Consider the following 22,046-nt stretch of genomic DNA (forward strand, 5'->3'; position numbering starts at 1 on the left):
GCTGCGGCGGGTCGGCGCAAAGCCTTGACCCGCCCTACGAGACGGGCCGCGCCCGGTGGCCGTCACGCCTTCCGCTTCGTCAGCACCTGCACGGACGGGAAGTCGCACAGCGGCACGCTCGTCGTCGGCTCGCGGAGGACCTCGGCCAGCGTCGTCTTGCGGAACGCATCCTCGACCATCTCCAGCGCCTCGTCCAGCCGCCGGTGCAGCGGGCAGAGCGTCACCCCGTGGGACGCCAGTTCCAGCGGGCACGACTCGATCCGCTTGATCGGATCGACGGCGTTCACGACCTCCAGGATCGTCAAGCCCTCCGGGCTTTTGGCGAGCGACACGCCGCCGCCGACGCCCCGCTGGCTGCGGACGATCCCGGCCCGGACGAGCGATTGCATCACCTTCGCCAGGTACGCGGCCGGGACCTTCGTTTGCGTGGCGACCTGCTCGGTCGTGGAACTGGCCGGGTTCTGCGCCAAGAAGCAAACCGCCCGGAGGGCGTATTCCACCGTCTGCGAGAACATGGTGTCCGGGGGGCCGAGGAAAAAGATATCAGACAATTGGAGAGAGAACTCAATTATAGATGGGGCGGGATTCAAAAAGCCAAAAGCCCCGGAAAGATTCCGGGGCGGTTCATTATTTAGCCGCCGGCTTGCCGGCGGGGTCATGGGGGTCGCAAAACCCCGCCGGCAAGCCGGCGGCTAAATAGATCAGGCCGTCAGCAGCGCCTGGTCGGCGACCTTCTGCAGGGCCTGGTCGATGACCGAGTTCAGCGCCGCCTTGATCTCGTTCGGGTCGCTCAACGTGATGTTGTCCTTTTGCACGTTCAGCTGCCCGGCCATCGACACCTGGGCCAGCCCCTCGACGATCTGGTCCTTCGCGTTCTGGCCGGTGAGCAGCGGGATGAGGTGACGGTCCAGGTCGTTCAGCCGCAGCACCTCGTGCCGGCGGTTCGTGACCGACCCGCCCTTCGACGCCTGCATCCGCGCCCACGACAGGGCGGCCGGCTTGTCGCCCGGCTTCTTGACGACGCTAATCGGCATCCCGTGCAGCTCGATCAGGTCGCTCGACATGTAGCAGTTGAGCAACCCGATCGCCACGACGTTCGTGTCCTCGGCCACCGTCTTCGGGTCGTTCGCGTCCCCGCCGACTCGCTCGCGGGCCGTCTTGCGGAGCACGTCGAACGGCACGGAGCCGGGGAACGCCTCGTTCAGCACCTGCATCACGGCCTTCAACAGCGGCCGGTTCGTGGCCATCTGCATCCCGCTCGCGGACTTGTACTGCACGTTCTCGTCCGTCGTCAGGTTCGTCACCGCCGCCGCCGGCCGTGCGCCGCTGGCGACGTGCAGCGTCCGGAGGACCTCCGGCTGCACGCTCCAGCTCGGGTTCACCTTGTTGTGAACCAACAGCGTCTCGCGGAACATGCGGTTCCGCAGGAAGTCCATGTACTGCTCGGCCTGGATTTGGTCGGTCGCGAGAATCTTCAGCGTCTTCTCGATGTCCGGGCCGAAGTTCCCGGTGACCATCGTGCCGACGCGGGACTCGCCGAGGTACTTCAGGTTGTGGCTCCCGGCGCGGGCCATGAACTGGTGGAAGTACAGCGGCTCGTTGTTCTCTTCGAGGTGCTCGTGGTACAGGTAGTGGTCGGCCTGGTGGCGGAGGGTTTCGAGTTCCGTCTTGAGCAACTGCGAGTACGGACCTTCCTGCTTGACCGACTGCGCCAGGAAGTCGAGCAGAGCGCGGGCCTGTTGGGTGCGGAGCTGCGCGGTGTTGAACCGGCCGGAGTGGTACCGCATCATGTCGCGGATCATGCCCCGCATGTGCCAGCCGGGGAACGTGTTGTAGCTGACGTAAGCGATGCCGTTGGCCGTCAGGTTCTTGTCGAAGATGTCGAAAATCTTCTCCTGGACGTGGTTGGGAACCCACGAGAAGACGCCGTGGCAGATGATGTAGTCGAACATCCCGTACCCCACGTCCACGTCCGTGATGCTGGCGTGGCGGAGGGTCAGATTCTTAAGCCCGAGGTCGGCGACGTTCTTCTGCCCGTCCTCAATCTGCCGCTTCGACAGGTCGATGCCCACGAACTGACTGTCCGGAAACATGTCGGCCATGGGAATCAGGTTGCCGCCGCTGGCGCAGCCGAGTTCCAACACCCGGCAGCGCTGGACCGGGACCGGCCGTAGGCCGAAGAGCGTACCGATGACGAACAGGCGGCTGGGGTGCGTCTGGCTGAACGGGTGGCTCTCGTAAGGGACTTCGTCGTAGCTGTTTGTGGCCGGGGTGGCGACGGGGTTGACGGCCGGCGGCGTGGACATCATGTCAGGCATTCGTTCACCTTGGCTCGGAGAGTACGCTCAGAAGGATACGGTTCCGACGTATCGACAAGTGATTGGGATTTACTTTCGGCGGAATCCCTGTGCGCGTCAAGAACCCACTGTCGGGAACCGGAAAAGAAAGAAGCCCGCCGGGGAGCCGGCGGGCTGCGCTCTCGTCTGGGGTAGATACCCGGCGTTACCGGGACTTCTTGCGGAAGTCGATCGGCCGGCCGACCGTGACCGGGGGCGGCGTCTGGGCCGTGTCGGTCAACTGCTGGGCGATCCGGTTGTGGGGCACGTTGATGGGCACGGCCGCCTCCGGGTCGGCGTCGGCGAACTGTCGTTCGAGCTGCTTCTTGTCGTAAATCTCTTGCCGGTCTACGGAAACGTTATTCGGGGCGTGGACGCCGATCTTTACCCGGCCCTGGCCGATGTCCACGACCGTGATCCGGATGTTGTCGTTGATAACAATCGCTTCGCCGACTTTGCGAGACAGGACTAACATGGGATTCCTCCTTGATGGTCTTCCGTGGTTCCTCCCGGTGTCCCATGATGCTGGGCGTGGCCGGTTGTGAAAGTTAGTACAAAACTCAACACCCTGGGCTTACACTGCCGAAAGTAACGATTCGTGGAATCGTTCGGGCTGGGCAACCGGTGGATGAAAGGGTGATTTCGTTCGCCCGATCCGCAAGTAAGGTAGGAACTTGCGGCAAAAGGATTTCGACCCGTAGGTCAGAAGCCATTTGTGAGAAGAACGCCCTTCCTGGCCACAGAACAGGATATTCTTGTACAGTCCTTCAAGTCAAGCAAGAAATCAAAAATCCGACTTGACAGGAAGAAAAAGTCTCAAGAACGTGTTCCGGATTGCCGAAAATTCCCTCCTTCGGCGGGTGAGTGGTGCTCTCGGAAAATACCCAGCGAATCTTGAGCCGAAATCCGCAAGGGACGATTTTTCATAAATGAGAACCGCCCCGCGAGCTTCGCGGGGCGGTAAACACTCCTGGGACCGCGGGCGTCCCGCCCGCCCACCTTCCCGGCCGCAGGAACCTGTCTTCGGCAAATGGGGCCGTGGCGGGCGGGACGCCCGCGGTCCCAGGGAAAACTACGCCAAGTCAAACACCAGCACTTCGCTCTCACCTTGCCCCGTCACCGTGGGCGTCTCGCCTTCCACGCTGGCCGCGTCGCCCTCGTGAAGCGTCTGCCCGTTGACGGTGACGGTCCCTTTCGCGACATGCAGCCACGCCCCGCGGCCGGCGGCGAGCGGGTACGCGAGTGTATCACCCTGCGCTAGCACCGCCGCGGAGAGTGTCACATCCTGATACACCGTGATCGACCCGTCCCGGCCGTCCGGCGACGCGATCGTCCGCCACCGGCCGCGCTTCTCCGCGTCCGGGAACAGCTTCTGGTCGTACTCCGGCGTCCGGTTCTTGCGGTCCGGCACGATCCAGATTTGCAGCAAGTGAACCGCCTCCGTGTCGGACGGGTTGAACTCGCTGTGGCGAATCCCGGTCCCGGCCGTCATCTTCTGCCACTCGCCGGGGCCGATGACCGTGCCGTTGCCCATGCTGTCGCGGTGCTCGAGCTTCCCGCTCATGACGTAGGTGAGGATCTCCATGTCCCGGTGCGGGTGCATGGGGAACCCGCCGCCGCCGGCCACGTAGTCGTCGTTGATGACCCGCAGGCTGCGGTAATGGTGGTGGTCCGGGTCGAAGTAGTCGCCGAACGAGAACGTGTGGTAGCTCTCGAGCCAGCCGATGTTCGTCGTCCCGCGCTCGCCGCCGCGTCGAATGGTCAGCATGATCGTCCCTCCGATGTACGGATGGATATACTCCGCACCTCCCACCCTCTTTCAGGGCGAAGGGCCACCGGCAGGGCCGTGCCCGTGGCCCTTCGCCCAATTTTGAATTTTTCCCCAGAATGCCCCTTGAACCTCACGTTACGTGAGGGGGTATCGTTCCATCGTGGCGTCCGTTCCCGCGGGAGAAGCGACATGGCGTTCGAGCCGGTGAAGGTCGGCGAGCTGGCGCGGCGGACGGGCCTGACGGTCCGCACGCTGCACCACTACGACGAGATCGGGCTGCTCAAGCCGTCGCTGCACACGGAGGCGGGCCACCGCCTCTACGCGGCCGCGGACGTGGCCCGGTTGCAGCAGGTCGTCTCGCTCCGGCAGCTCGGGTTCTCGCTCGACGAGATCGCCGCCTGCCTCGACCGGCCCGGCTACTCGCCGTTGGCGGTGATCGACCTCCACGTCGCCCGCCTGCGGGAAGGGATCGAGCTGCAGCGGCAGCTGTGCGGCTACCTGGAGGCGATCGCCGCCAACCTCCGCGCGGTGCGGGAGGTTTCCACCGCCGACTTACTCCGAACCCTTGAGGTGATGACCACGATGGACAAGATGTACACGCCCGAGCAGATGAAGATGTTCGAGCAGGCGGCCCAGGCCGTCGGCCCGGACGAGATCAAGGCCGTGCAGGACGGGTGGACGGCGCTGTTCGCCGAGATACGGGCGAACCCGACCCTCGACCCGGCGAGTCCGGAGGCGCAAGCCCTCGCGGACCGGTGGGACGAGATGAACGAGCGGACGAAGCGCGGCTACGCGGGCGTCCCCGAGTTGTGGAAGGCGATCGGCGACAACTACAAGGCGGGGAAGTTCGAGGGGTTCGCCGGCGCGCCGCAGTCGGCCGAGTTCGCGTTCATCGAGAAGGTGAAGGCGGCGCGGAAGAAGTAAGTCGGCCGGCCTACTTCGGCCGGCGGAAGCTGTTCCAGAACCGTTGGATGGCCGTGGCCGACTGGTCGGCCGCGGCCTTCCGTTGCTTCTCGATGATCGGCAGCGGGGCGGTCGCGTCGCCGTCGGCGAACGCCCCGACCGCGTCCACCCCCGCCGCCACGGCAACCCGGTCCAGCTGCGACAGCGCCGCCTGCAACGCCAGCCGGTCCGCCACTTCCATCGCCGTCTGCGGCCGGTCCGCCGGCGTCTTCGCCAGCATCCGAGACAGGAGCGCGGTCAGGTCCGGCGGCCCGGCCACGGCCGGGACCGCGACCTCGTGGTGCGCCCGCATCTTCGCCCGCGGCGACGGGTACTCCGGCGCGGCGAACGGCGGCTTCCCGGTCAGCAGGAAGAACAGCACGCACCCGAGGGAGTAGATGTCCGTCCGCGGGTTCGCGGTGACGCCCTCCCACTGCTCCGGGGCCATGTAGTCGGCCGTGCCGAGGTAGTGCTGGCCGGACAGCCGGGAGTCGGACGTGCCGGCCGCGAACCGGGCGAGGCCGAGGTCGAGCAGCTTCACCACCCCGTCCGGGGCGAGGAGGATGTTCGACGGCTTCACGTCCCGGTGGATGACCCCCTGGGCGTGGGCGTGGGCCAGCCCGAGCGCCGCCTGCCGGACCGCCTCGGCCGCGTCCGCCGGGGCGAGCGGGCCGTGCCGGTGGACGACCTTGCCGAGGTCCGGGCCGGGGATGAGTTCCATCGCCAGGAACGCCGTCCCGCCCACGTCGTCGGCGTGCAGCGCCCGGACGACGTTCGGGTGGACGAGCCGGCCGACGGCCTCCCACTCGCGGCGGAACCGGGCCATGACCCGCGGGTCGTTCACCGCCGACCGGGGCAGGATTTTGAGCGCCACCCGGTTCTTGAGCATCTCGTGCTCGGCCTCGTAGACGACGCCCATGCCGCCGCGGCCGAGGACGCGGACGACGCGGTACGGCCCGATCCGGGTGGCCAGCGGCTCGGCCTCGCCCGTGTCCCCGACCGGGTGCGGGGCGAACGTCTCCGGCCCGGCGTTCAGGGGCGTGTCGTCGCACGGCGTCGGCATGGCCGACACGAGCTTCCGGCAGGCGTCGCACGCCTTGAGGTGCTTGGCGACCGCGAGGTGGCGGTCCAGGCTGAGGGTTCCGCCGCGGAAGGATTGGAGTTCGTCGTGGTGCGGGCAGACCTTGATACCCAAGGCGGCCTCCTGACCGGCGAGCGGGCGACGAATGAACGGCGACGAAGGCGAGGATGAAGTAGGGGTAGTATAGCCCGCCGTCCGGCGGGAGGGGAAGGGAAAACACATAGTAGTAGGCACACTCCGTGTGCCGTCTGCTATCGGTCGCAGCGACTCGGGCGAACTCCCCGCGGCGTGCAGGAGACGGCACACGGAGTGTGCCTACTACTATGAAAAAAGCCGCCAGGGCTTCCCCACGGCGGCTTCTCGAATCACTCTCCCCGCGGTCACGCCGTCGTGACGGGGGCGGGGGCGGCCGGGGCCTTCGCCCGGACCTTCGTTTCGCCTTCCTTCAGCAGCTCGATCACGGCCACCTCGCCGGCGTCGCCGAGCCGGCGGTAGTGCAGCTTCAGGATGCGGGTGTACCCGCCCGGCCGGTCCTTGAACCGCGGGCCGATCACGTTGAACAGCTTCTTCAGCACGGTGTCCGCCGTCTTCTCGGTGGCGGCGTTGCCTTCCTTGTCGTACACCCCGGTCCCGTGCGTCGGGCCGAGGATCGCCATCGCCTGCCGGCGGTAGTGCAGGGCCTTGACCTTCCCCTCCGGCGTGTTCGCGTCCTGGAGGGCCGCCTTCTTGGCGAGCGTGATGAGCTTCTCGACGAACGGCCGCAGCTCCTTCGCCTTCGCGACGGTCGTGCGGATCGACTCGTGGGTGACGAGCGACCGGCTCAGGTTGCGGAACAGGGCCAGCCGGTGGCTGGCGTTGCGGCCGAGAACGCGGCCGGCTTTACGGTGGCGCATGGGAATCCCCCTGGTAAAACCCCCACCCCGTGCCAAGGAAGGTGGGGATGATTTCATATAGCCGCCGGCTTGCCGGCGGGGTTTTGCGAACCCAAAACCCCGCCGGCAAGCCGGCGGCTATATGGCAGAACACTAGCGGCGCTGCGGGGTCTTCATCCCCAGGTGCAGGCCGCGCTCCTTCAGCTTGGCGGCCACTTCTTTCAGCGTCGTCTCGCCGAAGTTGCGGACTTCGAGCAACTCCTCTTCCGTCCGCATGACCAGGTCGCGGACGCTGGCGATGCCCTCGGACTCGAGGCAGTTCGTCGCCCGGACGGACAGTTCCAGCTCCGCCAGCGACATGTTGAGCTTGCGTTCCAGTTCCAGGTCCACGCCCGCGCCGGCGGCCGGCCCGATCTCGATGGGGCCGTCGTCGAGCGACACTTCCGGCCCCGGCTCGCTGTACTGGATGAACGGGTTCAGGTGCTTGCGGAGGATCTTCGCCGCCTCGACGAGGGCCATCTGCGGGCCGACCGTCCCGTTCGTCCAGATTTCCATGACGAGCCGGTCGTAGTTCGTCCGCTGGCCGACGCGGGTTTCCTCGATGTCGTACTTCACCCGGACGACCGGCGAGAAGCTGCTGTCCACCGGGATGACGCCGATCTCCCGCTCGCGGCCGGCGTTCTCCTCCGCCGTCCGGTAGCCGCGGCCGTTCTCGACCGTGAGCTCGACCACGAACGGTACGTCGTCCGTCATCGTGGCGATGTGGTGCTCGGGGTTCAGAATCTGGATCGACTCGTCGTGCTGGAGGTCGGCCGCGCGGACGACGCCCTTCTGGTGGCGGTCGATGCGGATCGTCTTCGGCTGGTCGCTGGTGTTCTTCACGACCAGCGACTTGATGTTCAGGATGATGTCCGTCACGTCCTCGACGATGCCGGGGATGGTGGAGACTTCGTGTTGCACGCCCTGGATTTTCACCCGCGTGACGGACGAGCCTTCGAGGCTCGACAGGAGGATGCGGCGGAGGCTGTTGCCGACCGTCATGCCGAAGCCGCGCTCGAACGGCTCCGCGTGGAACTTGCCGTAGGTGTCGGTGAGCGACGGCCGCTCGGACGCCACCCGGTTCGGGAGTTCCAGACCACGCCAACGAATGCGCACGGGACACCAACCTTTCGAGGCCGTTCGCGTCAGCTTTCCGCTTCGGGCCGGTCGTTGCGACGGCGACCGGTGGTCCGAGGCACAGCAAGACGCGAACGAGCAAGGACACGGGAACGAACAGACCCGCCGGCATCGCGACCGGCGGGGAAGTCGCACACTCCCCACGGACGTTCGTCCGTGGGCTTCGCCCAAAAACCCGGATCAGCGGGTGGCGATTTCGATAATCAGTTGCACGCGGATGTCCGCGATCCGCGGGTCCACGTCGCCGCGGGTTGGCATCCGGGTCATCCGGCCTTCCGGGTCGTCGCGGTTGACGATCTCCAGGAAGTCCGGGACCGGCTCGCCGCCCTGTTGCAGGTTCAGCCGCGCGAGCGCCAGACTACGGTTCGCCGGCTTCACCTTCACGATGTCGCCCGGCCGGACCAACACGCTGGCCACGTCGCACTTGCGGCCGTTCACCATGACGTGCCCGTGGGCGATCAGTTGCCGCGCGCCCTTGCGGCACACGGAGAAGCCCAGCCGGTGGACGACGTTGTCCAGCCGCCGCTCCAGCAGGACGAGCAACTCGTCGGCGGTGTTGTCGGCCTTGCTGGCGAGTTCCAGATACCGTGAGAACTGCCGTTCGAGCAAGCCGTAAAACCACTTGAGCCGTTGCTTCTCGCGGAGGCGGATGCCGTACTCGGTCTGCTTGGTGCGGGTGGCCCCGTGCATGCCCGGCGGCCGGGCCTCGCGGTCGATGGGGCACTTCGGGCTGAAGCAGCGGCTGCCCTTGAGGAACAGCTTCATCTGCTCCCGCCGGCACCGCTTGCAAGCGGGGTCGGTGAAACGAGCCATGAGGGAATGAACCTTCGGCGCTAGCGTGGTGCAGGGGTCATGAACCGCATCGGCCGGTTCAGATACCTCGCGGGGAACCCCAGAGTCAACCCGCGGGGCGTAAACGGAAAGTGTCAGTGCCGGCGGTCACGCTAGCACTGACACCGGCACACTGACACTTTCCGGGAATCACACTCGCCGCACTTGGGCGGTTGTGTGTAGGTCAGGCTTTCTAGCCTGACACGCGCGTGTCAGGCTAGAAAGCCTGACCTACGGGAGCTTAGACCCGCCGCTTCTTGGGCGGGCGGCAGCCGTTGTGCGGCATGGGCGTGACGTCTTCGATGGCCTTCACGTTCAGGCCGGAGGCTTGCAGGGCGGTGACGGCCGACTCGCGGCCCGCCCCCGGCCCCTTGATGAACACTTCGACTTCCTTCACGCCGTACTTCGACGCCTTGTTCGCCGCTTCTTCCGCGGCCCGCTGGGCGGCGAACGGCGTGGACTTCCGGCTCCCCTTGAAGCCGACCATCCCGCCGGACGCGCTGCAAAGCGTGTCGCCGTTCGTGTCGGTAATGGTGACGATGGTGTTGTTGAACGTCGATTGGATGTGGGCATGCCCACGGCTCACGTTGCGACGCTGCTTCTTCTTCTTGCTCTTGGCCATGTGCCTTCAGGAGTCAGGAGTCAGGGGCCAGGAGTCAGGAAAAGGCCCGGAATCTTCGGCCGGCACGCCCGTGCCTGACCCCAGATGCCTGACCCCTGACTCCTACGTCTTACTTGTCCTTCACGCCCTTCTTGCCGGCGACGGTCTTGCGGACGCCCTTGCGGGTCCGGGCGTTCGTCTTGCTCCGCTGGCCGCGGACCGGGAGGTTCTTCCGGTGCCGCTCGCCGCGGTAGCTCTTGATTTCCTTGAGCCGCTGGATGTTGCCGCCGTCGAACCGGCGGAGCGCCCCTTCCACGAGGTAGTCGCGGTCGATGACGGTGGCGAGCTTGGCGATCTCGTCGTCGGTCAGCGACTTCGCCCGGCGGGTCGGGTCGATGCTGCACTTCTCGCACAGCTCGAGCGCGGTCGTCGGCCCGATGCCGCGGAGGTAGCGGAGGCTGATGTGGACGAGCTTGTCCGGCGGGATGTCGACGCCTTGAATACGCGGCATGGTGGTTCCTTACCCTTGGCGCTGCTTGTGGCGCGGGTCTTCGCAGATCACGCGGACGACGCCCTTCCGCTTGATGAGCTTGCACTTCTCGCAGATGCGTTTGACGCTCGATCGAACTTTCACGGCGGCCTCCGGGCCGTCTAGCCACGAAATAAAGGTAGACGGTTAAACTAGCAACCCACACAGGGGCGGCAAGCCGAACGTGCGGATTTTTGACGGCGTGCGACGTGGCTTGTGGGCGAAAGCCCAGGCACGGCCGTGCCTGGGCTTTCGCCCACAAACTTCCCTTACGTTGTCGGGGTTGCTTCCGCCTGTGCCGGCGGCCACGTCCAGCCGTCGAACGCGCCGTCGTCGGACGTGATGATCTGCACCTTGCCGTCCGGCCCCAGCGCCAGCGTGTGCTCCACGTGGACGCTCGGCATCCCGTCCCGCGTCACCACCGTCCAGTGGTCGGCCAGCGTCTTCACGTCCTCCACGCCCATGTTCACCATCGGCTCCACCGCCAGCACCAACCCCGGCTCCAGCTTAAAGTCGTGCTTGCGGGTCTCCCGGTTCACGAAGTTCGGCACCTGCGGGTTCTCGTGCATCGTCCGGCCGATGCCGTGGCCGACGTACTGCGTCACCACGCTGTACCCGGCCGACTCCGCGTGCTTCTGCATCCGGCTCGCCACCTCGCTCCACCACTTCCGCTTCGGCATCTCGTCGATCGCGATCTGCAACACCTCCTCCGCCACCTTCAACAGCCGCAGCCGCTCCGGGCGGACGGTGCCGATGGGGATGGTGATCGCGCGGTCGGCGCACCAGCCGTTGTACTTGCAGGCGGTGTCCACCTTCAGCATGTCGCCGTCCTTCAGCACCCGGTCGCCGGGGATGCCGTGGACGACCTGCTCGTTGACGCTCAGGCACGTCACCGCCGGGAACGGGATCTTGCCGGGGTAGCCCTTGAACAGCGGCGTCGCGTCGTGCGACGCGAAGAACGCCTCGACGGCCCGGTCGATCTCGATCGTCTTCGTGCCCGGCTTCGCCAACTCGCGGCAGATTTTCAGCGCGCGGGCGACGAGGATGCCGGACTCGCGCATGAGGCCGAGTTCGCGGGCGGACTTGAGTTCCGGCGGGCGGTAGTTGGCGGGTCGCAGCATGTTCACAACGGCACGGACGGCGTGCCACATGGGGGTGGTTCCGGGAATAGTTTATGGTACGCCATTTTGTAGAACCCGGAGCGGTAGCGACGGGGTGTTTGCCACACCCGACACCCCGTCGCTACCGCTCCGGGTTCCACGGCTACGCCGTCACCGCCCGGAGGACGTTGGAATAAATCGTCTCGACCGGGTCGAGGGCGGAGACCTCCCGCAGCAGGCCGCGGCCGCGGTAGTGGGCCAACAGCTGGTCGGTGTTGGCGTGGAACTCGACGAGCCGGCGGCGGACCGTCTCCTCCCGGTCGTCGTCGCGGGTGGCCAGCTTCGACCCACACCGGTCGCACACGCCTTCGACCTTCGGCGGCCGGGCCAGCAGGTTGAAGCTCGTCCGGCACGTCGGGTTCTCGCAGCACCGGCGGCTGCCGATCCGCCGGACGACTTCCTCGTCATCCACGACCAGGCTCACGACGGCGTCGAGCTTCACGTACTCCAGGGTCAAGAGCGCGTCGAACGCGACGGCCTGGGCGTAGGTCCGCGGGTAGCCGTCGAGGACGAACTTCTCCGGCCGGTCCGGCCGGCGGAACAGCTCGGCGACGAGGTCGTTGACCACCGCGTCCGGGGCGAGGCGGCCGACCTTGAGCAGCGGCTCCGCCTCGCGGCCCACGAGCGTCCGGGCCTTGATCGCGGCCCGGAGGATGTCGCCGGTCCCGATGTACGCCAGCCCGAGCCGCTTCACGAGCAGGTCCGCCTGCGTCCCTTTGCCGCTGCCGGGCGGCCCCACTAACACCAACCGCATGCGCCCGCCTTCCTGGTGTCCCGCGATGTACGTCCTGGCATTGTCGGACTTCGGGCCACGCGGAGGCAAGTGCCGGCGGCGGAAAATGGCCCCGTCACCCCGCCCACGTCTTCGCGAACGCGACCAGCTCCGGGTAGAAGGCGTGGAAGTCTTCCCCCAACCCCGCGTCATTCGCGGTCAGGTCCGGCATGGCGTCTTCCAACCGCACGGCCTTCGTCGGCATCCGCTCCGCGATCCGCTGCGACAGCCGCATCAGCGTGTCCGCGATGCCGTCGGCCGTGCGGTAGCGGACGAGCCGGTCGTCCTGGACGAACCGCTCGAAGAACCACCGCGCCGCCGGCTCGACGTGCGGCACGCAGGCGTGCATGACGCCGTACATGCGGTCCGCGAACGCCCGCAGCGGCTCGTCGGCGTACCGGCCCCAGTCGCGGGCGAGGAGGTGGTCGTAGTACACGTCGATGATGATGCCGGAGAACCAGCCCCAGTTCTTGCTGATGCGGACGATGCTCCGCTGGACGAGGTAGTGCCGGTCGGTGAACGCATCGACCGCCCGGTGCTGGCGGACGCCGGCCTGGATCGTTTCGGGGAGCAGCTTCACGGCCGGCCCCTTGACGAAGTCGGCGACGACGTTGCCGACGCGGTGCTCCGGCGAGTCGTGCGAGAGGTGCAGGTGCGCGAGGAAGTTCATTGCTGGGGCGGCACGCCGAGGTCGTATTCGGCGAACAGGTCGGCGAGTGACAGCGAGAAGCCGGGGAGTACCGTCCCGCCGTCCAGAGTGTCCGCGAGCGTGGCGGCTTCCGCGGACGTATAGACAGTGGCCGTGCGGTTACGGGGATCGATCTCCCAGACGAGTTGACAGCCGGACGCGAAATATTCTTGCCGCTTCAGTTGCATCTCGGCGGTCGTGTTTCCGGGGCTAATGACTTCGACGCATATGTCCGGGCACCAACCGCCGACTTGGGGCATGGGATTCGGCAACCGGTCGCGGCGGGTGAATGCGACATCCGGCTCACGGATGTTGTCGTGGATCATCCGGTAGATCCCGTCCGAGCCGACGACGAGCCCGAGTTGCCGTTTGCGAGCGTAAGGAGCCATGAACTCGATGAGCAGAGCGGCGACGATCGCTTGCGGCATTCCCATCGCCTTCTCCACCAGTGTCCCGTTGACCAACTCGCACGGGTGTTCGGTTTCCGTCACGCGCACCGCGTCCGCCTCCGTTGCCGTGCCGGGCGGCGGGATCATCCGCACGCGGTCGAGCGGCACGTCGCCGAGGGCGCGCAGCCACTCGGCCGCCGTGAAGGAACGGGGTCGCAAAAGTGTGGGTTCGGCCGTCATCGTGATTCCTCCCGTTCCGATTCTACAGCACGCCCTTCGTGGACGGAACGCCGCGGCCGCGGGGGTCCGGCTCGACGGCCTGCCGCAGCGCCCGCGCCGTCGCCTTGAAGATCGTCTCGACGATGTGGTGCGTGTTCCGCCCGTGGTGCAGCACGACGTGCAGCGTCAACAGGCCGGCCGACGACACCGCCCGCCAGAACTCTTCGGCAAGCTGCGTCGAGAAGTTCCCCAGCAGCTCGTTCGGCACGTCGGCCTTCCACACCAGGAACGGCCGGCCGCTGAGGTCCACGGCGCTCGTCACGAGCGCCTCGTCCATCGGCACGGTCGCGTCGCCGTACCGGCGGACGCCGGCCTTGTCGCCGAGCGCCTGCACGAGCGCCTTCCCGAAACAGATGCCCACGTCCTCGACGGTGTGGTGCGCGTCGATGTGCAGGTCGCCCTTGCAGTTGACGGTGAGATCGAACAGCCCGTGCTTGGCGACGTGCGTGAGCATGTGGTCGAAGAACCCGACGCCGGTGGAGAGCGTGGACTTCCCCGTGCCGTCGAGGTCGAGCGTCAGGTCGATGGTCGTCTCCGCCGTCTCGCGGCGGATGGTGGCGGTGCGGGACATATCAATCTCGATTTAGTTCGTCGGGGGCTGAGGTTCGTCTGTGGTGTTGGTCTGTTGTAATTGAGTTTCCAACTCGTGAATTCGTGCTTCGAGCCTTTCAAACTTCCAGTTCACGATCATCTGGTACGGGAAGATGCAGGCAAAAAAGAAGATCACGAAGCCCACGCCGGACGAGCTGTTGGAGTCCCAAAACACGAGAACGACCCAGAGCAACAATGCCAACTCTGCGATGAAACCGATGGTCAGGTCGCGGAGCCGCCGAGAGGTGGTGGCCATGCGTGTGCCTCGATCATCCTGTCGTGTAGGGTGGTGGGGGGGGGGGGGGGGGGGGGCCCGGGGGGGGGCCCCCCCCCGGGGGGCCCCCCCCCCCCCCCCCCACCACCCTACACGATTTTTCGGAGCTCCGCGAGTAGCTTGTCCACCTCCGCGTCGGTCCCGACGGAGATGCGGAGGCCGTCGCCGTAGCCGGCGTAGTTCATGTACCGGACCAGCACGTTCCTCGCCTTCAGCGCCTCGTACATCGGCTTCACCGGGTTGTCCGCCCGCCGACACCACAGGAAGTTCGCCTGGCTCGGCGTGACGCGGAACCCGAGGCTCGACAGTTCCGCGTGCATCCGGCCGCGGGTCGCGAGGATACGGGACCGCACGTCCGCGAAGTACCCCTGGTCCTCGATCGCGGCCGCGGCCGCGGCGAGGCTTAGCACGTCGCAGTTGTACGAGTCCTTCACCTTCAGCAACTCGCGGATTACCGCAGGGTCGGCGATCGCGATGCCGAACCGGATGCCGGCCAGCGAGTACGCCTTGCTGAAACTGCGGGTGACGATCACGTTCGGCAGTTCTTTCACCAGTGGCAGGCCGTTCCACTCGGCGAAGTCGGCGTAGGCTTCGTCGAGGACGAGCGGGCCGTCCACCTGCTCCGCGAAGCGTTCGAGGATCGGCAGCCGCAGGCACGTCCCAGACGGCGAGTTGGGGTTCGGCAGGAACGTCAGGTGCGCGCCCGTCACCGGCCACGGGTTCGGCAACGTCCAGTCGTCGGCGAACGGCACGGTCTGGAACGTCGCGTTCTGAATCTCCGTGAGCGACTTGTACAGGACGTAGCTCGGCGTCGGCGACGCGATGAGGCCGCCGTCCGGCACGAACGCACGGGTCAGGATGGTCAGGATGTCGTCCGACCCGTTGCCGACGAGGATGCCGTCGGGATCGACCTGCAGCACGCGGCCGGCGGCCTTGCGGAAGTCGTCGCCGGCCGGCTGCGGGTACTTGCGGAGCCGGTCGCCGGTGAGCGCGGCGCGGACGGCCTCGAAGACGCGCGGGGACGGCGGGTACGGGTTCTCGTTCGTGTTGAGCTTCACCACGTCGGGCGAGTTGACCTGCTCCCCCGGCACGTAGCCCGCCATGGCGCGGATGTTGGGTCGAATGCTCATGGGGCACTTCTGGAAGTGTGAAAACCCAGGGACGTTCGTCCCTGGGCTTCCGGGTGTTTCTGACCTCTGACTTCTGACCTCTGTTCTCTCTTACTTCTTCCCCGCGCCCACCGGGGCCAGCACCTTCTCCGGCTTCGGCTTCGGGCGGGCGGCCGGGCCGTTGTCGTTGGCCCGCTGCTCGACGCTCGCGGCGTGGGCCGTCAGCCCCTCCTTCTTCGCGAAGAACACCACGTCCTCGGAAATATCCCGGAGGCCGTTGCGGGTGAACCGCAGGATGCTCGTCCGCTTGCGGAAGTCGTTGGCGGTCAGCCCGCTCGAGAACCGGGCCGTGCCGCCGGTCGGCAGGACGTGGCTCGGGCCGGCCGCGTAGTCGCCGAGGGCCACGGGAGTGAACGGGCCGAGGAAGATCGCGCCGGCGCTCTGCACGGACTCGGCGAACCCGTCCGGGTCGCGGGTTTGGATGTGCAGGTGCTCCGGGGCCAGCGCGTTCACGCAGTCGATCGCCCCTTGCTTGTCCGGGGCCAGCACGAACGCCCCGTACCGCTCCAGCGAGTCCTTCGCCAGGTCGGCCCGCGACAGCTTCGCCATCCGCTTCACGAGGGCCGCCTCGACCTCCGCCAGCAGCGGCTCGTACCACGTCACGAGGATCGGCACGCCCGGCGAGTGTTCCGCTTGCGCGAGCAGGTCGAGCGCCACGTAGCTGGGGTGCGCGGAGTCGTCCGCGGCGACGACGATCTCGCTCGGCCCGGCGATGCAGTCGATGGCGACCTGGCCGAAGACGTGCTTCTTGGCGAGCGCCACGAACTGGTTGCCGGGGCCGACGATCATCTCGACCGGCTTCATCCCCTCGACGCCGTAGGCCATCGCCGCGATCGCCTGCGCCCCGCCGACGCGGTAGACCTCATCGACTTCAAGTTCGTGGCAAACGGCGAGCATGTCCTTGCTGTACGCGCCGGTGTCCTTCGGCGGCAGGCAGACGATGATTTCCTTCACGCCCGCGGCCTTCGCCGGGCAGACGGTCATGAGGAGCGTGGACGGGTACGCCGCGGCCCCACCGGGGCAGTAGACGCCGACGCGGTTGAGCGGCCGATACCGCAGCGTGACCTCGTGCTGCCCGGAGACGCGCAGCTCCGCGTCCTGGTGCAAGAGGCCGTGCTGGAACGAGTCGATGTTGTACCGGATGCGGCGGACGACTTCGAGGAACTCCGGCGACGCCGCGGCGTGCGCGGCCGCGATCTCGTCCTTCTTCACCTTCAAGGCGTCGGCCTTCAGCTTCACCTTGTCGAACGCTTCGGTGTAGTGCAGGAGCGCGGACACGCCCTTGTCGTGAACGTCCTTGCAGATCCGCTCGACCGCCTGAACCGGCGTAAGGCTCTGCCCGAAAACGTGTTGCGTCAGTTTCTTCGCCTGCGCGGAGACGACTTCGGATTCGGGCCGGAATTGATCGCGGAGCTTGGCGAGCTGCTGGGAGGCGTTATTCGACGTTAGGTCGATGCGACGAATTTTCAATGAACCCATTCTGCTACTACCTCGGCCACGGATTCGGACTCAACCTCAATCTGTGGCACTGTTTACGTCATGATCGTCGGCCGCCGTCGGGTGCGGGGCGGCTGAGAAGGGACTATCATCGTTATACGGATCGACCCTCGGCCTCGCAACGGACGCGCACTGATTAGAAGGAATTGGTAAGCTGTATCGTCGGGTTATTTTTCAGTTTGCGCCGATTGTGCCGGACGGAGTTTTTGCCCGTCGATGCGACGGCGTTTCTTGGCATAATGGACAACGTTGCCCTCTTTCGCCGAGCCGCCGATGAACTCGCCGACCACGTTCAACGCCATCCCCGGCCAGGAGGAACTGGCCGGGATGCCCCGCGACCTGTCGTTCCACCCGTGCGACAACGCGAACCCCGCCGTCCTCACCCGCGAGCAAGTCGCGCGGTTCAACCGCGACGGCTACCTGATGCCGTTCCGGTTCTTTTCGCCCGACGAGATGGCCGACATCCGCGGCTACTTCGACCAGTTGCTGGCCAAGTACGCCGCGGAGGGGAAGGACAGCTACTCGATCAGCTCCGCCCACCTGCGGCACGGCCGCGTCTGGGACATCCTGACGAACCCGCGGATCGTCGCCGTCGTCCGCGACCTGCTCGGGCCGAGCGTCGTCGGCTGGGGGTCGCACTTCTTCTGCAAGATGCCCGGCGACGGCAAGACGGTCGCGTGGCACCAGGATTCGAGCTACTGGCCGCTGACGCCGGCGAAGGCGGTGACGGTCTGGCTGGCCATCGACGACGCCGACCGCGGCAACGCCTGCATGAAGTACATCCCGCGGACGCACACGCTCGGCCACCTGACGTACCAACTCCGCGAGGGGGACGACGCGAACGTCCTGAACCAGACCGTGCCGAACGTCGAGCAGTACGGCGAGCCGGTGTACGTGGAACTGAAGGCCGGCGAGGCGGCGATCCACTCCGACTCGCTCTTGCACGGGTCGGAGGCGAATGCGTCCTCGCGCCGCCGGTGCGGGCTGACGCTGCGGTACACGCCGGGCGAGGTGAACGCGTACCTCGGCTGGGCGGACAAGGGCGTCGTCGTGGCCGGCGACCCGCCGCCGCATTGGGGCAACCGCCCGCGGCCGTCGGAAGATTGAAGATCGCGTGAAGAAACTCATCGTCCCCTCACCCACCTCCTAAAACCACGGGCATGATGCCCGCCCTGTCCCGCCGGTGCGCCGCCGAGGCGTTCGGCACGTTCGTCCTGGTGTTCGCCGGGACGGGCGCGATCGCGTTCGACGCCGCCGCCGGCGGGCCGATCACGCACGTCGGCGTCGCGCTCACGTTCGGCCTCGTCGTCATGGCCCTGGTCTACGCCGTCGGCCCGGCGTCCGGGGCGCACCTGAACCCGGCCGTCACGCTCGGGTTCGCCGTCGCCGGCAAGTTCCGGTGGAAGGAGCTGCCCGGCTACGCCCTGGCCCAGTGCGCGGGGGCGTTCGCCGCCAGCCTGCTGTTGAGCGCGATGCTCCCGCCGGGGGCGGCGGGGTCACTCGGCGGCACGGCCCCGGCGACCCTCACCGGGGCCGGCCCGACGCCGCTCGTTTGGCCGGCGTTCGTTCTCGAAGTGCTGCTCACGCTCGTGCTGATGTACACGATCCTGTCCGTGGTCGCGGCCGGGCCGGACGTGCGGCCGCTGGCCGGCGTCATCGTCGGCGGCGTGATCGGGCTGGAGGCGCTGTTCGCCGGGCCGATCTGCGGCGCGAGCATGAACCCGGCCCGGTCGCTCGCCCCGGCCGTCGTGTCCGGGAAGCTGGACCACCTGTGGATTTACCTCGTCGCCCCGCCGCTCGGCGCGGCCCTGGCCGTGCCGCTGTGGGCGTTCATCCACGCGAAGCCCGCGGATTCGTAGGGCGGGTCAAGGCTTTGCGCCGACCCGCCGACGCCGCGGGTGCCCCGGCGGGTCTTTGTAGGGCGGGTTAAGGCTTTGCGCCGACCCACCGGTGCGGTCCCAGCCGGCTCGTCGGTTCTCGAAAGTGGTTGCGGTCCCCCGGCGGGTCGGCGCAAAGCCTTGACCCGCCCTACAAAACCTCCCTGGAGTCCTCCCATGCCGCTCTCCGTCCTGTTCGTCTGCGTCGAGAACAGCAACCGTAGCCAGATGGCCCAGGCGTTCGCCGCCATTCACGGCGGCGACCGCGTCGCCGCGTACTCCGCCGGCAGCCGGCCGAGCGGGAAGGTGAACCCGAAAGCGGTGGCGGCCATGCAGGAACTCGGGTACGATCTCACCACCCACGCCTCGAAGGGGCTGGACGAGTTCAACGGCCGACCGATCGACGTGGCCGTCACGATGGGGTGCGGCGACGCCTGCCCGCTGGTACAGGCGAAGCATCGGGTGGACTGGCAGATTCCGGACCCCCGCGAGATGCCGCCGGAGGAGTTCCGGAAGGTCCGCGACCTGATCGCCGAGAAGGTGAAGGCCCTGCTGGCCGAGCACGGAGTTTGACCATGACGAACGTGGACGCCGCGTTGAACCTCGTGAAGCCGGGGATGAAGGTCGGCCTCGGGTCCGGGGCCGCGTCCGAGCGGTTCCTCCAGGGCCTCGGCGAGAAGGTGAAAGCCGGTCTAAGCGTCGTCGGCGTCCCCACGTCCAAGAAGATCGAGGCGATGGCGAAGTCCCTCGGCGTCCCGCTCGTCGCGCTGGCCGACGCCCTGCCGCTGGACCTCGCGGTGGACGGGGCCGACGAGGTCGATCCCGACTTGAACATGATCAAGGGCTACGGCCGCGCCCTGCTCCGCGAGAAGGTGGTGGCGCTGGCGGCGAAGCAGTTCGTGATCCTGATCGGCCCGGAGCGGGTCGCCGAGAAGCGGGTGACGGCCCTCGGCCAGCGGGGGAAGGTTCCGATCGAGGTCGTGCCGTTCGCCGTGCCGCTGGTGGCGAAGCTGCTGGCCGACCTGCACTACACGACCGAGGTGCTGACGGAGAACGACGCCCCGGTCGTGTCCGACAACGGCAACACGCTGATGACGGTGTTCGTGGACGAGTTGGACGACCCCCCCGGCTTCGACCTACTGCTGAAGGGCATCCCCGGCGTGATCGAGACGGGGCTGTTCCTGGACATGGCCGACGCCGTGCTGATCGAGACGGACGGCAAGGTCGAGGAACTGCGACGGGCGTAAGAATGGCCCGCAGATGACGCAGACTTCGACGCAGATCAAGAGGATGAGAACCAGGACATGTTTTCCGGTCTTATCCTCTTCATCTGCGCTCCGATCGGCGTCATCTGCGGGCCATTCTTCGTAAGCTCATCGCATGTTCGACTTCGCCGTCACCGCGTTCGTCTCGATCCTGTTCCTCGTCGATCCGCCCGGCACGGTCCCCGCCTTCATCGCGCTCACCGCCAGCTACACCCCGGCCCGGCGGCGGAAGACGGCCCTCGTCGCGGCCGTCGCCGCCACGCTCACGATGGTGGGGTTCGCGCTCGTCGGCAACGCCCTGTTCCGGGCGCTGAGCCTCACGCTGCCGGCGTTCCAGATCGCCGGCGGGATCATCCTGTTCCTCGTCGCGCTCGACATGATCCGGTCCGAGACCGGCACGGCCGAGCACCAGCCGTCGGAGGCGGAAGCGACCGCCGAGGCGGCCGCCGGCGAGGTCGCGATCACGCCGCTGGCCGTGCCGCTGCTCGCCGGGCCGGCGGCGCTCTCGACCGTCGCCGTGCTCATGGCCCGCGCCGACGGCGTGGTCCAAACGGCGAGCGTGTTCGCGGCCATCGCGGTCACGGGTCTGTTGTGCTACCTGACGTTCCGCCTCGCGGACCCGATCCAGCGGCGGCTGGGGCTGACCGGCATCCACGTCCTCGGCCGCATCCTGGGGCTGGTGCTGGCCGGCATCGCCGTGCAGTTCGTCCTGGACGGCCTCGCCGCGGCCGGGCTGAGGAAGTAAATCCGTTTTCACCGCGGAGGGCACATGAGGGCACGAGAGAAAATCAGAAGAGAGAAGAGAGTTCAAAACCCGGTCTTTGAAATCTCTCTTGGTTTTCCTCATGTGCCCTCACGTGCCCTCCGCGGTGAATATCTGAGGGCCTGACCATGCGAACGTGTTCATTCGTGGCCGTGTTGCTTCTCTCGTCCCTCGCCGCGGCGCAGGCCCCGGACCGGGCCGCCCTCCTCAAGAAGATGGAGCAGGCGATGGGGCCGCTGCCCGGCAAGGACCGGGTCGTGCCGCTCGACGTGAAGGTCGTGTCCGAGGAGAAGCTCGACGGCTACACGCGGAAGAAGATCACGTTCGCCCCGGAGAAGGGGGACCGCGTTCCCGCGTGGCTGCTCGTCCCGGACGGCGCGAGGAAGAACCCCGCCGCGCTCTGCCTGCACCAGACCATCAACATCGGCAAGGACGAACCCGTCGGTCTCGGCAAGCAGGAGTCGAAGCAGCAGGCCCTCCATCTGGTGAAGCGCGGGTACGTTTGCCTCGCGCCGGACTACCCGAGCTTCGGCGAGTACCAGTACGACTTCAAGGCCGCGTTCAAGGCCGGCCTCTACCAGTCGGGCACGATGAAGGCCATCTGGAACAACATGCGGGCGGTCGATCTGCTCCAGTCGCTCCCCGAAGTGGACGGCGACCGCATCGGCGTCATCGGCCACTCGCTCGGCGGGCACAACAGCCTGTACACGGCCGCGTTCGACGAGCGGCTCAAGGTGGCGGTGAGCAGCTGCGGGTTCAACAGCTTCCACAAGTATTACGGCGGGAACCTGAAAGGTTGGACGAGCGACCGGTACATGCCGCGGATCGCCAGCGAGTACGGCAACGACCCGAAGCGGATGCCGTTCGACTTCGACGACGTGCTGCTGGCGGTCTGCCCGCGGGCGGTGTTCGCGATGTCGCCGCTGCACGACGCGAACTTCGAGGTGAGCGGCGTGAAGGACGTGATCGCGAAGGTCGCGCCGGCGTACCAGAAGCTCGGCGTGCCGGAGAAGCTGAAGGCCGTCCACCCGGACGCCGCCCACGAGTGGCCGGCGGCCGAGCGGACGGCCGCCTACGAGTTCATGGACAAGTGGTTGAAGAAGTAAGAAGGGCCCGCAGATGACGCGGACTTCGACGCAGGTGAGGAGGATCAAAACCAAGATTCGATTCCTTGCTTTATCCT

26 protein-coding genes are annotated in these 22,046 nt (G+C 67.0%); 7 read left to right on the top strand and 19 right to left on the bottom strand.

What is annotated here, in order from left to right; genetic code table 11:
* Nucleotides 1-62: 62 nt before the first annotated feature.
* The 4 genes from AC5JJ2_RS08800 to AC5JJ2_RS08815 all read right to left on the bottom strand — a co-directional run bounded on the left by AC5JJ2_RS08800 (nt 63) and on the right by AC5JJ2_RS08815 (nt 4,104).
* Nucleotides 63-515: an RrF2 family transcriptional regulator gene (locus tag AC5JJ2_RS08800; protein ID WP_495857606.1), complete on the bottom strand. Its 453-nt coding sequence runs from the start codon at nt 513-515 to the stop codon at nt 63-65.
* Nucleotides 516-701: 186 nt separating this feature from the next.
* The gene (locus AC5JJ2_RS08805) at nt 702-2,318 is read right to left on the bottom strand and encodes a methyltransferase regulatory domain-containing protein (RefSeq protein WP_495857607.1); all 1,617 of its coding nucleotides are present in this window, start codon (nt 2,316-2,318) and stop codon (nt 702-704) included.
* A 184-nt stretch (nt 2,319-2,502) separates the two neighbouring features.
* A complete protein-coding gene (csrA, locus tag AC5JJ2_RS08810) occupies nt 2,503-2,811 on the bottom strand; it encodes a carbon storage regulator CsrA (protein ID WP_495857608.1) in 309 nt (102 codons plus the stop codon).
* A gap of 597 nt (nt 2,812-3,408) precedes the next feature.
* Nucleotides 3,409-4,104: a pirin family protein gene (locus tag AC5JJ2_RS08815; RefSeq protein ID WP_495857609.1), complete on the bottom strand. Its 696-nt coding sequence runs from the start codon at nt 4,102-4,104 to the stop codon at nt 3,409-3,411.
* A gap of 192 nt (nt 4,105-4,296) precedes the next feature.
* Between AC5JJ2_RS08815 and AC5JJ2_RS08820 the strand changes: the two genes are divergently transcribed.
* Nucleotides 4,297-5,031 carry a MerR family transcriptional regulator gene (locus tag AC5JJ2_RS08820; protein WP_495857610.1) on the top strand — a complete coding sequence of 245 codons (735 nt, stop codon included), beginning with the start codon at nt 4,297-4,299 and terminating at the stop codon, nt 5,029-5,031.
* 10 nt (nt 5,032-5,041) lie between these two features.
* Here AC5JJ2_RS08820 and AC5JJ2_RS08825 read toward each other — a convergent pair whose 3' ends face one another.
* The 15 genes from AC5JJ2_RS08825 to hisD form a co-directional block, all read right to left on the bottom strand.
* On the bottom strand, nt 5,042-6,244 hold the full coding sequence (locus AC5JJ2_RS08825) for a serine/threonine-protein kinase (protein ID WP_495857611.1): 1,203 nt from the start codon (nt 6,242-6,244) through the stop codon (nt 5,042-5,044).
* Nucleotides 6,245-6,510: 266 nt separating this feature from the next.
* The gene (gene rplQ, locus AC5JJ2_RS08830) at nt 6,511-7,023 is read right to left on the bottom strand and encodes a 50S ribosomal protein L17 (RefSeq protein ID WP_495857612.1); all 513 of its coding nucleotides are present in this window, start codon (nt 7,021-7,023) and stop codon (nt 6,511-6,513) included.
* Nucleotides 7,024-7,155: 132 nt separating this feature from the next.
* Complete coding sequence (locus AC5JJ2_RS08835) at nt 7,156-8,157, bottom strand: DNA-directed RNA polymerase subunit alpha (protein ID WP_495857613.1); 1,002 nt, start codon at nt 8,155-8,157, stop codon at nt 7,156-7,158.
* A gap of 201 nt (nt 8,158-8,358) precedes the next feature.
* The gene (gene rpsD, locus AC5JJ2_RS08840; protein ID WP_495857614.1) at nt 8,359-8,991 is read right to left on the bottom strand and encodes a 30S ribosomal protein S4; all 633 of its coding nucleotides are present in this window, start codon (nt 8,989-8,991) and stop codon (nt 8,359-8,361) included.
* Nucleotides 8,992-9,250: 259 nt separating this feature from the next.
* The gene (gene rpsK / locus AC5JJ2_RS08845) at nt 9,251-9,631 is read right to left on the bottom strand and encodes a 30S ribosomal protein S11 (RefSeq protein ID WP_495857615.1); all 381 of its coding nucleotides are present in this window, start codon (nt 9,629-9,631) and stop codon (nt 9,251-9,253) included.
* A 109-nt stretch (nt 9,632-9,740) separates the two neighbouring features.
* Complete coding sequence (gene rpsM / locus AC5JJ2_RS08850; protein WP_495857616.1) at nt 9,741-10,121, bottom strand: 30S ribosomal protein S13; 381 nt, start codon at nt 10,119-10,121, stop codon at nt 9,741-9,743.
* Between the two features lie 9 nt (nt 10,122-10,130).
* On the bottom strand, nt 10,131-10,244 hold the full coding sequence (gene rpmJ / locus AC5JJ2_RS08855) for a 50S ribosomal protein L36 (protein ID WP_149108351.1): 114 nt from the start codon (nt 10,242-10,244) through the stop codon (nt 10,131-10,133).
* A gap of 164 nt (nt 10,245-10,408) precedes the next feature.
* Nucleotides 10,409-11,260: a type I methionyl aminopeptidase gene (map, locus tag AC5JJ2_RS08860; RefSeq protein WP_495857617.1), complete on the bottom strand. Its 852-nt coding sequence runs from the start codon at nt 11,258-11,260 to the stop codon at nt 10,409-10,411.
* A 142-nt stretch (nt 11,261-11,402) separates the two neighbouring features.
* Nucleotides 11,403-12,053, bottom strand: a complete 651-nt coding sequence (locus AC5JJ2_RS08865) for an adenylate kinase (protein WP_495857618.1) — start codon at nt 12,051-12,053, stop codon at nt 11,403-11,405.
* Between the two features lie 94 nt (nt 12,054-12,147).
* Complete coding sequence (locus AC5JJ2_RS08870; protein ID WP_495857619.1) at nt 12,148-12,741, bottom strand: acyl carrier protein phosphodiesterase; 594 nt, start codon at nt 12,739-12,741, stop codon at nt 12,148-12,150.
* Nucleotides 12,738-13,388 (bottom strand): Uma2 family endonuclease, encoded by a 651-nt coding sequence (locus AC5JJ2_RS08875; protein WP_495857620.1) that lies wholly within the window; start codon nt 13,386-13,388, stop codon nt 12,738-12,740. The genes AC5JJ2_RS08870 and AC5JJ2_RS08875 overlap by 4 nt, the downstream gene beginning before the upstream one ends.
* A 22-nt stretch (nt 13,389-13,410) precedes the next feature.
* Nucleotides 13,411-14,004, bottom strand: coding sequence for an imidazoleglycerol-phosphate dehydratase HisB (gene hisB, locus AC5JJ2_RS08880; protein ID WP_495857645.1), 594 nt, complete (start codon nt 14,002-14,004; stop codon nt 13,411-13,413).
* A gap of 6 nt (nt 14,005-14,010) precedes the next feature.
* On the bottom strand, nt 14,011-14,274 hold the full coding sequence (locus AC5JJ2_RS08885) for a hypothetical protein (protein WP_495857621.1): 264 nt from the start codon (nt 14,272-14,274) through the stop codon (nt 14,011-14,013).
* A 107-nt stretch (nt 14,275-14,381) separates the two neighbouring features.
* Nucleotides 14,382-15,422, bottom strand: a complete 1,041-nt coding sequence (hisC, locus tag AC5JJ2_RS08890) for a histidinol-phosphate transaminase (RefSeq protein ID WP_495857622.1) — start codon at nt 15,420-15,422, stop codon at nt 14,382-14,384.
* 90 nt (nt 15,423-15,512) lie between these two features.
* Nucleotides 15,513-16,940: a histidinol dehydrogenase gene (gene hisD, locus AC5JJ2_RS08895; RefSeq protein ID WP_495857623.1), complete on the bottom strand. Its 1,428-nt coding sequence runs from the start codon at nt 16,938-16,940 to the stop codon at nt 15,513-15,515.
* Between the two features lie 291 nt (nt 16,941-17,231).
* On the opposite strand from hisD, the gene AC5JJ2_RS08900 reads away from it, so the two are divergent.
* From AC5JJ2_RS08900 to AC5JJ2_RS08925, 6 genes are all read left to right on the top strand, one after another.
* Nucleotides 17,232-18,065, top strand: coding sequence for a phytanoyl-CoA dioxygenase family protein (locus AC5JJ2_RS08900; RefSeq protein ID WP_495857624.1), 834 nt, complete (start codon nt 17,232-17,234; stop codon nt 18,063-18,065).
* A gap of 53 nt (nt 18,066-18,118) precedes the next feature.
* A complete protein-coding gene (locus tag AC5JJ2_RS08905; protein WP_495857625.1) occupies nt 18,119-18,817 on the top strand; it encodes an MIP/aquaporin family protein in 699 nt (232 codons plus the stop codon).
* A gap of 195 nt (nt 18,818-19,012) precedes the next feature.
* On the top strand, nt 19,013-19,408 hold the full coding sequence (locus AC5JJ2_RS08910; protein ID WP_495857626.1) for an arsenate reductase ArsC: 396 nt from the start codon (nt 19,013-19,015) through the stop codon (nt 19,406-19,408).
* A gap of 2 nt (nt 19,409-19,410) precedes the next feature.
* Nucleotides 19,411-20,082: a ribose-5-phosphate isomerase RpiA gene (rpiA, locus tag AC5JJ2_RS08915; RefSeq protein ID WP_495857627.1), complete on the top strand. Its 672-nt coding sequence runs from the start codon at nt 19,411-19,413 to the stop codon at nt 20,080-20,082.
* Between the two features lie 133 nt (nt 20,083-20,215).
* Nucleotides 20,216-20,845 carry a MarC family protein gene (locus AC5JJ2_RS08920; RefSeq protein ID WP_495857628.1) on the top strand — a complete coding sequence of 210 codons (630 nt, stop codon included), beginning with the start codon at nt 20,216-20,218 and terminating at the stop codon, nt 20,843-20,845.
* 146 nt (nt 20,846-20,991) lie between these two features.
* Entirely contained in the window at nt 20,992-21,969 is a 978-nt protein-coding gene (locus AC5JJ2_RS08925) for an alpha/beta hydrolase family protein (protein WP_495857629.1), read from the top strand.
* Nucleotides 21,970-22,046 lie beyond the last annotated feature (77 nt).

It is taken from the genome of Limnoglobus sp. (assembly GCF_059499385.1).

Coding starts and splice junctions, on each gene's coding strand:
- AC5JJ2_RS08800 (WP_495857606.1), bottom strand. CDS start 515: ATGTTCTCGCAGACGGTGGAATACGCCCTCCGGGCGGTTTGCTTCTTG.
- AC5JJ2_RS08805 (WP_495857607.1), bottom strand. CDS start 2,318: ATGCCTGACATGATGTCCACGCCGCCGGCCGTCAACCCCGTCGCCACC.
- csrA (WP_495857608.1), bottom strand. CDS start 2,811: ATGTTAGTCCTGTCTCGCAAAGTCGGCGAAGCGATTGTTATCAACGAC.
- AC5JJ2_RS08815 (WP_495857609.1), bottom strand. CDS start 4,104: ATGCTGACCATTCGACGCGGCGGCGAGCGCGGGACGACGAACATCGGC.
- AC5JJ2_RS08820 (WP_495857610.1), top strand. CDS start 4,297: ATGGCGTTCGAGCCGGTGAAGGTCGGCGAGCTGGCGCGGCGGACGGGC.
- rplQ (WP_495857612.1), bottom strand. CDS start 7,023: ATGCGCCACCGTAAAGCCGGCCGCGTTCTCGGCCGCAACGCCAGCCAC.
- rpsD (WP_495857614.1), bottom strand. CDS start 8,991: ATGGCTCGTTTCACCGACCCCGCTTGCAAGCGGTGCCGGCGGGAGCAG.
- rpsK (WP_495857615.1), bottom strand. CDS start 9,631: ATGGCCAAGAGCAAGAAGAAGAAGCAGCGTCGCAACGTGAGCCGTGGG.
- rpsM (WP_495857616.1), bottom strand. CDS start 10,121: ATGCCGCGTATTCAAGGCGTCGACATCCCGCCGGACAAGCTCGTCCAC.
- map (WP_495857617.1), bottom strand. CDS start 11,260: ATGCTGCGACCCGCCAACTACCGCCCGCCGGAACTCAAGTCCGCCCGC.
- AC5JJ2_RS08865 (WP_495857618.1), bottom strand. CDS start 12,053: ATGCGGTTGGTGTTAGTGGGGCCGCCCGGCAGCGGCAAAGGGACGCAG.
- AC5JJ2_RS08870 (WP_495857619.1), bottom strand. CDS start 12,741: ATGAACTTCCTCGCGCACCTGCACCTCTCGCACGACTCGCCGGAGCAC.
- AC5JJ2_RS08875 (WP_495857620.1), bottom strand. CDS start 13,388: ATGACGGCCGAACCCACACTTTTGCGACCCCGTTCCTTCACGGCGGCC.
- AC5JJ2_RS08885 (WP_495857621.1), bottom strand. CDS start 14,274: ATGGCCACCACCTCTCGGCGGCTCCGCGACCTGACCATCGGTTTCATC.
- hisC (WP_495857622.1), bottom strand. CDS start 15,422: ATGAGCATTCGACCCAACATCCGCGCCATGGCGGGCTACGTGCCGGGG.
- hisD (WP_495857623.1), bottom strand. CDS start 16,940: ATGGGTTCATTGAAAATTCGTCGCATCGACCTAACGTCGAATAACGCC.
- AC5JJ2_RS08900 (WP_495857624.1), top strand. CDS start 17,232: ATGAACTCGCCGACCACGTTCAACGCCATCCCCGGCCAGGAGGAACTG.
- AC5JJ2_RS08905 (WP_495857625.1), top strand. CDS start 18,119: ATGATGCCCGCCCTGTCCCGCCGGTGCGCCGCCGAGGCGTTCGGCACG.
- AC5JJ2_RS08910 (WP_495857626.1), top strand. CDS start 19,013: ATGCCGCTCTCCGTCCTGTTCGTCTGCGTCGAGAACAGCAACCGTAGC.
- rpiA (WP_495857627.1), top strand. CDS start 19,411: ATGACGAACGTGGACGCCGCGTTGAACCTCGTGAAGCCGGGGATGAAG.
- AC5JJ2_RS08920 (WP_495857628.1), top strand. CDS start 20,216: ATGTTCGACTTCGCCGTCACCGCGTTCGTCTCGATCCTGTTCCTCGTC.
- AC5JJ2_RS08925 (WP_495857629.1), top strand. CDS start 20,992: ATGCGAACGTGTTCATTCGTGGCCGTGTTGCTTCTCTCGTCCCTCGCC.